At 70.4% G+C, this 11,246-nt stretch carries 10 protein-coding genes; 3 read left to right on the top strand and 7 right to left on the bottom strand.

Translation table 11 applies throughout. The annotated features are described in order from the left end of the window. Positions 1-85: 85 nt before the first annotated feature. The 3 genes from AB0H86_RS11100 to AB0H86_RS11090 are packed head-to-tail and all read right to left on the bottom strand — an operon-like array spanning position 86 to position 3,219. Positions 86-997: a carbohydrate ABC transporter permease gene (locus AB0H86_RS11100; protein ID WP_362435805.1), complete on the bottom strand. Its 912-nt coding sequence runs from the start codon at positions 995-997 to the stop codon at positions 86-88. Beyond that, a complete protein-coding gene (locus tag AB0H86_RS11095) occupies positions 994-1,920 on the bottom strand; it encodes a sugar ABC transporter permease (RefSeq protein ID WP_362435803.1) in 927 nt (308 codons plus the stop codon). Before AB0H86_RS11095 ends, AB0H86_RS11100 begins: the two co-directional genes overlap by 4 nt. A 6-nt stretch (positions 1,921-1,926) precedes the next feature. Next, positions 1,927-3,219, bottom strand: coding sequence for a sugar ABC transporter substrate-binding protein (locus AB0H86_RS11090; protein ID WP_362435801.1), 1,293 nt, complete (start codon positions 3,217-3,219; stop codon positions 1,927-1,929). 219 nt (positions 3,220-3,438) lie between these two features. Between AB0H86_RS11090 and AB0H86_RS11085 the strand changes: the two genes are divergently transcribed. Continuing rightward, positions 3,439-4,449 (top strand): LacI family DNA-binding transcriptional regulator, encoded by a 1,011-nt coding sequence (locus tag AB0H86_RS11085; RefSeq protein WP_362436464.1) that lies wholly within the window; start codon positions 3,439-3,441, stop codon positions 4,447-4,449. A gap of 138 nt (positions 4,450-4,587) precedes the next feature. Here the strand turns inward: AB0H86_RS11085 and AB0H86_RS11080 are convergent, their stop codons facing one another. Then, positions 4,588-6,123 (bottom strand): alpha-L-fucosidase, encoded by a 1,536-nt coding sequence (locus tag AB0H86_RS11080; RefSeq protein WP_362435799.1) that lies wholly within the window; start codon positions 6,121-6,123, stop codon positions 4,588-4,590. A gap of 18 nt (positions 6,124-6,141) precedes the next feature. Further along, a complete protein-coding gene (locus AB0H86_RS11075) occupies positions 6,142-7,977 on the bottom strand; it encodes a family 20 glycosylhydrolase (protein ID WP_362435797.1) in 1,836 nt (611 codons plus the stop codon). A gap of 284 nt (positions 7,978-8,261) precedes the next feature. Here AB0H86_RS11075 and AB0H86_RS11070 point away from each other — a divergent pair, with 284 nt between their 5' ends. Then, entirely contained in the window at positions 8,262-9,605 is a 1,344-nt protein-coding gene (locus AB0H86_RS11070) for an amidase family protein (protein ID WP_362435795.1), read from the top strand. 24 nt (positions 9,606-9,629) lie between these two features. On the opposite strand, the gene AB0H86_RS11065 is transcribed toward AB0H86_RS11070, so the two are convergent. Both AB0H86_RS11065 and AB0H86_RS11060 read right to left on the bottom strand, forming a co-directional pair. Continuing rightward, positions 9,630-10,112 carry a GNAT family N-acetyltransferase gene (locus AB0H86_RS11065; RefSeq protein ID WP_362435793.1) on the bottom strand — a complete coding sequence of 161 codons (483 nt, stop codon included), beginning with the start codon at positions 10,110-10,112 and terminating at the stop codon, positions 9,630-9,632. A 55-nt stretch (positions 10,113-10,167) separates the two neighbouring features. After that, entirely contained in the window at positions 10,168-10,341 is a 174-nt protein-coding gene (locus AB0H86_RS11060) for a hypothetical protein (protein WP_362435791.1), read from the bottom strand. 449 nt (positions 10,342-10,790) lie between these two features. On the opposite strand from AB0H86_RS11060, the gene AB0H86_RS11055 reads away from it, so the two are divergent. Further along, the gene (locus AB0H86_RS11055; protein WP_362435789.1) at positions 10,791-11,243 is read left to right on the top strand and encodes a hypothetical protein; all 453 of its coding nucleotides are present in this window, start codon (positions 10,791-10,793) and stop codon (positions 11,241-11,243) included. Positions 11,244-11,246: the final 3 nt, after the last annotated feature.

Below are 11,246 nucleotides of genomic sequence, written 5' to 3'. Positions count from 1 at the left end.
TGGGGGTAGCAGATTCCAACCTGGTTCCGCCGGGTCCGCCGGGTCCAGGCGGTCCCGCCGGGTCCAGACGGGTCCAGCCGATGTTTCAGCCCTTCACGGCCCCCTCGCCGACCCCGCGGAAGAAGTACCGCTGCAGACAGGCGAAGAGAGCGATGAGCGGCGCCACGGCGATGACCGTGCCCGCGGCCACGAGGCGTTCGTCGCCCGCGAAGGTGCCGTGCAGATAGTTGAGGCCGATGGTCAACGTGAACTTGGACGGGTCGCTGAGCACGATCAGCGGCCACAGGAAGTCGTCCCAGGCGCCCATGAAGGCGAAGATGGCGACGACGGCGAGGGTGCCCTTCACGGCCGGCAGCGCGATCCGCAGGAACCGCTGCCAGACATCGGCGCCGTCGACGTAGGCCGCCTCCTCGATCTCGTACGGCAGGTTGAGGAAGGCGTTGCGCATCAGCAGGACGTTCATGGCGCCGACGCAGCCCGGCAGGATCACCCCGATCAGCGTGTTGTTGAGGCCGAGTTCCCGCATCGTCGTGAACTGGGCGATGATGATGCCCTCCACGGGCACGAGCATCGCCAGGATGAACACGAGCGTGGTCACACGGCGGCCCCGGTAGCGCAGCCGGGCCAGTGCGTAGCCGGCGAGCGCCGATCCGACACAGTTGGTGACGACGTTGGCGGTGGCGACCTTGAGGGAGTTGAGGGCGTAGTCCCAGACGGGGATGGTGTCGGCGACCCGCTCGTAGTTGTGCAGGGTGGGCCGGCCCGGCAGGAAGGTCGGCGGGGAGCTGTAGATGTCCTCCGTGGGGCCCTTCAGCGAGGTCGACAGCTGCCAGAGGAACGGGCCGACGGTCAGGGCGAGCACCGCGAGCAGCAGCGCGTAGCGCAGGGCGAGTTCCCACCCCCGTACCCGGCGGCCGTGTTCGTCGGTGACCCGGGGTTCGCGCACGGGCGTGGCCGGCGGGGAGGGCCGTACCGCTGTCTTCTCGACGACGCTCATGTCTCCTCCCTGCGGTCGGCGCGCAGCACGAGCAGCATCAGGGCGACGGTGATCACGAAGATGACGACGGACATCGCGGAGGCGTAGCCGACGCGGCCGGTCAGGCCGGTGCCGGTGCGTTGGACGAGCATCACGAGGGTGGTGTCCTCGCCCGCCGGGCCGCCGCTCGGGCCCGCCATCAGGTACACCTCGGAGAACACCTTGAACGCGGCGACCGAGGACAGCGCCCCGACCAGGACCATGGTGGAGCGGACCGCGGGCACGGTGACCGACAGGAAGCGGCGTACCGCGCCCGCGCCGTCCACGGCCGCGGCCTCGTGCAGCTCGCGCGGCACGTTCGCCAGGGCGGCCAGATAAATGATCATGTAGTAGCCGAGTCCCTTCCAGACCGTGACGGTCATGGCACTCAGCAGGAGCAGCCACTGGTCGCTGAGAAAGCCGACCCGGCCGACCCCGATCGTCTCCAGCAGCGAGTTGACCAGACCGCGTTCGTCGAGCAGCCACACCCAGATGAGGCCGACCACGACGATGGAGGCGACGACCGGGGTGTAGAAGGCGGACCGGAAGAACGCGATGCCGGGGATGTTCTTCCGCACCAGCAGCGCGAGCAGCAGTGGCAGGACCACCAGCGCGGGGACGACGACAAGGACGTACAGCGTGCTGTTGCGCAGGCCGATCCAGAACATGTCGTCGTGCAGCAGCTCGCGGAAGTTGTCGAGGCCGACGAACTCGCCCGGGATCAGGGTGCGGCGGTCGGTGAAGGAGTTGACCAGCGTGGAGACGAACGGGTAGAGGACGAAGACGCTGACGACCAGCAGTCCGGGCGCGGCGAACAGCCAGGGGCTGGTGGGGAGTTGGCGCCGCACCCGGGCGGTGCCCGGCGATCGCGCCCCGGTGGCACGCGGCACGGTGGTACTCGCCATGTCCGCTCAGCCCTGCTGCTGGAGAAGCCGGTCGCAGGCGCTGACAGCGTTGTCCAGCGCGTCTTCGGGGCTCTCCTTGCCCTGCAACGCCTTGGCGACCTCGTTGCGCAGCGCGGTCTTCATCTGCTCGCTGAACAGCACGGGCGTGTAGTTGGCCGCGCTCTTCAGCGACTTGGCGGCCGCCACCCGTACCCGCGTCTCGTCGGTCCCGTCCTCCTTGGTGAAGTAGGGGTCGTCGAGTGATCCCGCGGTGCTCGGGAAGATCGCCACCTGCTTGGCGAACGACATCTGGTGTTCGGCGTCGGTGACGTAGTGCGCGAAGGCGACCGCGGCGGGCTTCTTCTTGGTCTGCGCGTTCACCATCACGCCCATCACGTACATGTTGACGTGCCCGGTGCTGGTGATCTGGTCGGTGATGCCGATGTTCTTGTACAGGCTCGGGGCCTGCTTCTTGAAGTTGCCGAGGTCCAGGGCGCTGCCGGGGTTCATGGCGACGGCGCCGGTCAGGAACTTCTTGCCCGACGACTCGGGGGTGGCGGTCAGCGCCTGCGGGTCGAGCGCCTTGGCGTCGTACAACTCCTTGTACTTGGTGAGGAGTTCGACGCCCTTGGCATCGTTGAAGGAGAAGGCGGTGCCCTCCTTGTTCATGAGCTCGACGCCGTAGCGGCCGAAGTCCTCGATGGTGGGCACATTGGCGAGGGTGGCGACCTTGCCGTCAGTCTTCTTGGCCAGCTCCAGCCCCTGGGCGAAGAGTTCGTCGTACGTCTTCGGCGGCTGGTCGGGGTCGAGGCCCGCCTCGTCGAAGAGCGACTTGTTGTAGAAGAGCGGCCCGGTGTTGAGGTACCAGGGGAAGGCGTACGTACCGGTCATGCCCGGTATCTCGTGGCTGGCCCAGGCGCCCTCCAGGTACTCCTTCCGGTACTGCGGCGCCGCCTTGTCCAGGTCGAGCGCGAGGCCGGCCTTGGCGAGCGGGGCGACCAGGTCCGGGGAGACGTTGACGATGTCGGGCAGGGTGCCGCCGGCCGCGTCCGCGCTGATCTTGTCGGCGTAGCCCTCGGCGGGCTGGTCGACCCACTTCACCTGGGTGCCGGGGTACTTCTTCTCGAAGTCGGCTATCAGCCCCTCGAAGTACGGCTTGAAGTTGGCCCTGAGGTTCCAGGTCTGGAAGGTGATGTCGCCCTCGACCTTGCCGGAGGCGTCGGTGGAGCCGCCGTCGCCGTCCCCCGAGCCGCAGGCACTGAGCGACAGGGCGGCACAGGCGGCGAGGGCGACAGCGAGGGTTCTGCGGGAAACAGGCACCGTGAACCGGCCTCCTTGGCGGTGGACTTGCTGGACGTGGCAGACCTTGCACGCCGCCTCACCGGCCCGTCAATGGCTCTCGCGGAGCTAATTTCTTTAGTTACTAATACGCTTTAGGTTGACGGAGCTGAAGCGCATTAGTGCACACTGTGGCGGGAATGCGTCGCAGGAATGGGGAAGCACGTGGCAGGCAGGCGCTCACCGGCCCGCCGTCCGACCATGAAGGACATCGCCCAGCACTCCGGGGTCTCCCAGAGCGCGGTCTCCTTCGCGTTGAACGGCCGGCCCGGGGTCTCGGAGGACACCCGCGACCGGGTGCGCCGGGTGGCCGAGGAACTGGGCTGGCGGCCCAGCACGGCCGCCCGGGCGTTGTCCGGGGAGGGCGCGGCGACGGTCGGCTTCGTGCTCGCCCGGCCGGCGGAGACGCTCGGCGTGGACTCCTTCTTCCTGCAACTGGTATCGGGCATACAGGAGGTGCTCGCGGAGCGTCATCTCGGACTGCTGTTCCAGGTCGTCGAGGACATCGACGACGAGTGCGCGGTCTACCGGCGCTGGTGGGCCGAGCACCGGGTGGACGGTGTGCTGGTGGTCGACCCGCGCACCGACGACCCGCGACCCGACCTGCTCGACGAGTTGGGGCTGCCCGCCGTGGTGATCGGCGGCGCTCCGGACGAACGGCACCCCGGGCTGTCGACGGTCTGGGCGGACGACGCCGGCGCGATGGCCACGGTCGTGGACGAACTGCACGCCCTCGGCCACGGACGGATCGTGCACATCGCCGGCCTTTCGGGGCTCGCGCACACCGAACGCCGGATCCGCGCCCTGCGCGCCGAGGCCGGGCGACGTGGACTGACCGGGGTGGAGTCGGTGACCACCGACTACTCCGACGCGGCGGGCGCGGCCGTCACGCGCCGGGTCCTGGAGGCCCCCGTTCCTCCGACCGCCCTGATCTACGACAACGACGTGATGGCCGTCGCCGGGGTCGCCGCCGCCGCCGAGCTGGGCTTCTCGGTGCCGGCCGACGTGTCGGTGGTGGCCTGGGAGGACTCGGCCCTGTGCCGCATGGTCAGGCCGTGGCTGTCCGCCCTGTCCCGGGACAGTGTGGAGTTCGGCCGCACGGCGGCCACGGAACTGACCGCCCTGCTGGACGGCGGACCGGCCCGGACGGTGCGGGTGCCGGTGCCCCGGCTGATCGGACGGGACAGTACGACGGTGGCGCGGGGCGGGTGAAGCCCTCCACCGGTCCGGACGCCGTGGGTTCGCGTCGGCGTGGGCGGCATGAGTCCCCGAGCAGCCAGGAACGCTTCACCGACGCCCGGCACAACATCCGCACGCGCCGTTACGCCCGCACCCGCCCCCGCATCCCCCTCAGACCCGCGACCGGTACAGCCCGAACTCCGCGATCCGTACGACGCTCCGGGCCCCGGTCGCCCGCACCCGCCACTGTCTGGCCCGTACCGCGGTCGGCAGCGGCAGGATCCGGCTCAGGCCGATGGTCCCGGCCCTCGTCACCTCCGTCCACGCGCCGTTCACCAGGGCCTCGACCACGAAGCTCTCGACCTGCTGTCCATGCCGCACGTCCTCGGCCAGCCTGATCCGGTCCACCTCCCGTTCCCCGCCGAGGTCGACGGTCACCCGGCCAGGGCCGGTGGTGGTCCGGGCGCCGCGCGCCAGGTCCTTGGGCAGTTCGTGGTCCACGCGTTCGCGGAACTCCCGCAGCCGGACCACGTCGGCGGCGGGCAGCAACCCGTCCGTGTCGGGCGGGATGTTGAGCAGCAGGACCGAGTTTCGGCCCACGGAGCGGAAGTAGATGTCCGTCAACTCGTCGACGGTCTTGGGCTGTTGGTCGGTGTGATAGAACCATCCGTCCCGGATCGACACATCGCACTCGGCCGGCCACCACTGCAAGTAGTCGGCCACCGGCTGGGCTTTGACGAGCGCGTCCCGGCTGCCCATGTCGGCGGCGTCGTAGGCGAGGGCGTAGTCGGTACGGCCGTAGTCCTTCTCCTGGACCGGTACGACGCTCCACTCGTCCTCGCGGGCCAGTCCGCCCTCGTTGCCGACCCAGCGCACGTCGGGGCCGGAGACGGCGATCGCGGCGTCCGGTGCGAGGGAACGCACGAGGGTGTACCAGCTGTCCCAGTCGTACTTCTCGACCTTGTCCGGCGGGATCCGGCCCTGGGCGCCGTCGAACCACACCTCGTCGATCGGGCCGTACTCGGTGAGGACCTCGTAGAGCTGGTTGAGCATGTGGGCGCCGTAGTCGGTGGCGGGCAGGGTGTACGACCGGCGCGGTGAGCGGTCGTCGCCGGGGACGGGCGTGGGGATGACGTGCTCGGCGCGGGCGCTGCCGTTGGCGTACACGCCGTGCAGGTACTGGTTCTCGTCGGCGGGCGAGACGTAGACGCCGACCTTGATGCCGTGGCGCCGCATGGAGTCCGCGAACGAGCGCAGTACGTCGCCCTGTCCGTCCCGCCAGCTGCTGGACCCGACGGAGTGGTCGGTGTAGCGCGAGGGGTAGAGGACGAAGCCGTCGTGGTGCTTGACGGTGAGGACGGCGAGCTGGAAACCGCCGTCGCGCAGGGCTCTGGCCCACTGGTCGGTGTCGAGGCCGGCCGGCTGGAACACATCGGGGTCCTCGTCGCCGGTGCCCCATTCGAGGCCGGTGAAGGTGTTCACGCCGAAGTGCAGGAACGCGGTCCGTTCCAGGCGCTGCCAGGCGATCTGCCGTGCGGTGGGCCGGACTTGGGAGGCCTTGCGGACCAGGTCGGCCTCGGTGTCGTCCGGGGAGACGGGGATGCGGTAGCGGGGGTCCGCCGGGGCGGCGGACGCCGGCAGGGCCGGCCATCCGGTCACGGCGAGTGCGGTGGCGGCGGTGACGAAGAGGCGGCGGGAGACGGCCATGGGGTGGGGCTCCTCACGTCAGTGAGCGGTCAGATGCCAGACGGCGGGCGGGTGTTGGTCGGTCGGGTACTGCACGAGCCGGCCCTCGTCGGTCACGCTCAGGGCCATCTGCGTGATCACGTTGATCAGTCGGTAGCCGTCGGCGGCGGGGACCAACTGCCAGCGCTGCAAGGTGTTCGCGGGGTCGCAGCTCTGCCAGGTCGCTTCGACTCCCGGCTGGAGCGGCACGTTGAGCGTGAGCTTGCCGCCGCGTACCTCCAGGCAGCCGTCCCGGGTCCGCAGGCTCGCGTAGCCGTCCGTGGTGCGCCGCACCTCGGCGTCGAGCGTCCGGCCCGTCGCGGTGAAGGTGTACGTCCCGTCCGGCACCGGCACCCGGGTCAGGTCCCGCCATCCGGGCGCGTGTCCCACGGCCGTCCCGCGCGCGGTGAAGGCGGCGTAGGTGGCGTCGGGGTGCGGGTCGCCCCAGGTGGCCTGGGCGATGTGCCGCAGGGCGGGCCACAGTTCGCCGGAGACCTCGTTCTCGGTCTCGCCGCGCCCGTTGTCGGGCCAGAGGCTGATCTTCGCGCCGGTGACGCCGTCGGCGGAGGCGAGCTTCTCGCCCTCGAAGTCGCGCGGATCCCAGCTCTGCTCGTACAGGCCCTTGGTGTCACTGTGGAAACCGCCGCGGACGAGGTACAGCGAGTACGCCGCGTTCATCAACGGGTAGCCCTGGGCCTGGAGTCGACTGGGCTTCGTGGCCACGTTGAGCCAGTGCTCGACCGTCGTGCCGGCCGCGACCGGCACGGTGTTGGCTCCGGTGAGTCCGTCGTTCCAGATCCGCAGCTTCTTGCCCTTGGCGGCCGCGTACGCGTGGACGCGGTTGACGAAGTCGATGAACGCGTCCTGCGGGGTGGCGTTCGCGCCGTACCTGTCCTGGGCGTACCGCAGGATCTGCGGGTACTTCGCGAAGTCGGAGCCGAGCATGTACTCGTCGGCTCCCATGTGCCAGGAGGTGGAGGTGAAGACCTGCGCGTACTCGTCGATCAGGCTCGTGTAGTAGGCGAAGGCGGCCGGCTGGGTGATGTCGAGGCGCGAGGGCTGATTCGCGCCGTCGGAGTCGGTGAGCTGGAGGTCCGGCCGGTTCTCGATCCAGGGATCCATGTGACCCGGGGAGTTGATCTCCGGGATGATCTCCACGTGGTATCGCTTACCGAGGGCGACCAGGCGGCGGATCTCGTCCTTGGTGTAGTAGCCCCAGGTGTTGGCCTCGGGGTGGGTGTCGCTCTTCACCTTGAGTTCGAGGAGCAGCTGGTCGAGCTTGTGGTACGCCATCTCGCGGACGAGGTTCTCCAGCCAGGGCAGCGAGATGTGGACGTAGCAGGCGCAGACGCCGACCCCGCGTTCCTTGTAGCGCGGCACGTCGACGGTGCGCCCTGCGGGGACGCGGTCGCCCTGCGCGAGGAGCTGGAGCAGGGTGCGGGTGCCGTAGAAGACGCCGGTCTCGGTCGCGCCGGTCACCGACAGGCGCCGGCCGGCGTGCAGTTCGTAGCCCTCGGCGCCGAGAGCGGTCCTGGACGGCTCGACGTCGATGACGATGTCACCGGTGCGGGCGCCATCGCGCACCACCGGCACCCTGCCGTGGCCCGCGGCCCGGAGATCGTCGGCGAGGGTGTCGGCGACCCAGCGCTCGTCCGCACCGTCCGCCACCAGACGCGCGCCCGTCCGGTAGACGTAACTGCCGGACTCGGGCGTCCAGTCGGTCAGGGCGGGCACGGTGACCGGCGGGCTCTGCTGCTGCCGCGCGATCGCCGGAGCCGGTGCCAGGAGCAGCGTCAGCACCGCCATGACGCCGGCCAGTTTCAGCCGTTTTCTCATCAGCGACTCCCCATTCATCGGAGGCCTGATAATTGGCTTGGCCTCTCGGCCTGTCAATGGGGTCTGATGAGGCTGAAGTTGGGCCATTGATCGGATGACCTGCGGGTCAGTCGAGCGGGGCTCCTGTCCGACCGCGAAAAGTCCAAGAAGACCGGTCCGAATGTCCAAGCGTGAAGGTCCGCGCGCGAACCTTCGAAGGTCCGGGCGCGAGACCTCTCGACGCGGCGCCCACCGCCGGGCAGAGTTCTCTCGACGTACCCACCAGTAGCCTCAAGGGAGCGCCCGTGACCAGCTGGGTCGGCCGGACCGCCGTCGAGATCGCCGCCGCCGTACGCGAGAAGCGGGCCACGCCCCGCGAGGTGGTGGCCGAGCACCTCGCCCGGATCGAGCGGCTCGACGCCCGCGTCGGAGCCTTCCGCGCGGTGCGGGCCGAGGCGGCGCTCGCCGAGGCCGACGAGGTCGCCGCGCGGGGTGACCTGGACACACTCCCGCTGGCCGGGGTGCCCGTGGCCGTCAAGGACAACCTCGCCGTGCGCGGCGAGGCCAGACGCGTCGGCTCGGCCGCCACCCCGGACACGCCCGCCGACGCGGACCATGTCACCGTGGCCCGGCTGCGGGCGGCGGGCGCGGTGGTCGTGGGGCTGACCAATGTGCCAGAGCTGTGCGTCTTCGGCACCACGGAGGGCGTCCACGGCACCGCCCGCAACCCCTGGGACATCTCCCGCACGGCGGGTGGTTCGTCCGGCGGCAGCGCGGCCGCGGTCGCCGCCGGGCTGGTGCCGATCGCCCTGGGCAACGACGGCATGGGCTCCCTGCGCATACCGGCGGCCAACTGCGGCCTGGTCACCCTGAAACCGGGCCCCGGCGTGGTGCCCGCCGGCGTCAGCGACGGCGACTGGTTCGGCATGTCCGAGAACGGGCCCCTGGCGACGACGGTCGAGGACGCGCGTCTGATGCTGTCGGTCCTCGCGGACACCACGTTCGTACGCCGGGACGCGGACGCGACACACCGGGTCGCCGTCTCCCTGCGCAGCCCCCTCGCCGGGATCGTCGTCACCACGCCGTACACGACGGCGGTCCGGGAGGCGGCCGGGGCGCTGATGAAGGCGGGTCACCAGGTTCGCCGGGCCGATCCGCCGTATCCGCTGTCGCTGAGTCTCACCTCGCTCGCCCACTGGACGGCCGGCACGGCCGTGGACGCGCAGGGTCTCGACCGCGAGCGGCTGGCCCGGCGCACCCGGGTGCACGCGGCCGTCGGGCGCCGCTTCCTGAACTCCGTGCGCACCGGCGAGGGGCGCGAGGCGCTGCGCCGCCGCCTGGAGCCGTTCTTCGAGGAGTACGACGTGCTGCTCATGCCGGCGCTCGCCCGCCGCTCCCCCAAGTCCGCGCCCTGGCACGAGCGGGGCTGGCTGCGCAATGTGCTGGCGAACACGAACTACTCGCCCCTGACCCCGCCGTGGAACCTGACCGGCTGGCCCGCGATGTCGGTCCCGTCCGGCACCCTGCCCTCGGGTGCCCCGTGCGCCGTCCAGCTGGTCGGGCGGCCGGGATCGGAGGCCGATCTGCTGGAGGTGGCGGCCCAGTTGGAGGAGCGGCAGCCGTGGGAGCGGACGGCTCCGCTGGAGTAGGGGGCCGCCTGTGCCCCTCGACGCCTAGAGGGCCTTGTACATGATGTGCAGGCCGACCAGTCCGTGCCGGGGGTGTTCGAACGCGTCCGGGACCGTGCCGAGGATCGTGAAGCCGAAGGATGTCCAGAGCTTCACGGCCGGGTTGGTCTCCACGACGGCGTTGAAGACCATGCCCCGGTATCCGGCCGCCCCCGCGGCGGACAGAAGGTGTTCGGCGAGGGCGCGGCCGTAGCCGCGGCCGCCCTGCTCGGGGTCGACCATGAAGCCGGCGTTGGCGATACCGGCGGCGGGTCCGCCGTAGTTGGGGGTGAGGTAGGCGGAGGCGACCACGGTGCCCTCGTCGTTCTCGACGACGTAGACGCGTTTGGGCGGGGCCATCCACAGGGCGCGGGCCGCTTCCTCCGAGGTGTCCGGCGCCCAGGCGTAGGTCTCGGCGGCGGCGACGATCCGGTGCCAGAAAGGCCAGATCCGTGGCCAGTCGTCGGCCACGGCTTCTCTGATCAGCATGGGCGTGATTTTCGCACGCCCATGCGGTCGGCGATCGCGACGGGGTACCCCGGGGTCAGTCCACGCTGGGCAGGATGTGGTCCTCGGCGAGGTCTTCCTCGTAGCCCGCGAGGCGGATCGGAGCGGACCGGGCCCACACGTCGAGGCTGCCGATCTCTCCCGGCCTGCGGCCGGCCCGCTCCGTGCGTTCCTTGGGGCGTTGTTCGCGATTCGTCTTCTCCGGTGTCACCGCGCACTCCTTATGTGTCGGGTCACCCTCGGGGCGTCCCTGCCCAGTCTGCGACCTGGTTCCCGACGCCCGCTTGGGTATGGCTAGAGGCAGTTCGGACGCGGTGGCGCCGGTTACTCGTACGAGAGCAGACCGTTGTGAACGGGCGTGTCCCATGACGGACCGTGGGTGTGGGTTGGACCCCTTACTGCTGTCCGTCCGGTACAGATTAACCAAATGAGCGACAGGCCGCTCGATAGCGCTGAAAACAAAGGGTAACTATCCGAAGTCAACCCGTGTACAGCCAGGGATATTATGCCTCGTTTCGCCCCAATACGCCCCTTTCGTGGGTCCCCCGTTCGGCCTACCGCCGCGAACGGGCGACGCAGTTCAGATCCCGTTGGCCGGATCGCAAGCCGGCCATGATCTGCTGGCGCCCGGCAACGCTCGTCCGGCGAAAGGACTGGCGCATGGAGCTGCGCAGTGTCGAAGAGCTGATGGATCTGCTGTACGCCTGCCGGAGCGCGCTCGACGCGCCCGGCTTCCCAGGAGGCCGCCGGGTCGACCTCCACCAACACGCGCTGCGGACAGCCGCGGTGCTGCGGCGGTCCCGCCCCGCCGACAAGGAACTCCAGGTCGCGGGCCTGGTGCACGCGATCGGCCCGCTGCTGCGGCCCGGCGACCGGACCGCGCACCCGGACTGCGCCGCCGACGCGGTCCGCCCCCTCCTCGGGGAGCGGGTCGCCGGCCTGGTCCGGGGCCACCGGCCCGACAGCGGCCCCGCCGACGACGACCTGCTGCGCCTGCGCCAGGCCGACGAGGAGGGCCGCCACATCGGGTTCGCCGCCGGGGTCCTGGAGGACTGGCGCACGGTGCTGGAGCTGGTGGCGGCACGCAACTCGCGCCTGGGGGCTGTCGACTGACGG

Origin of the sequence: Streptomyces sp. NPDC050997, assembly GCF_040660135.1 — a bacterium.
Classification (GTDB): Bacteria; Actinomycetota; Actinomycetes; order Streptomycetales; family Streptomycetaceae; genus Streptomyces.
Note: the sequence above shows the minus strand (reverse complement) of the source record. Positions and strands in the feature narration are given on the sequence as shown.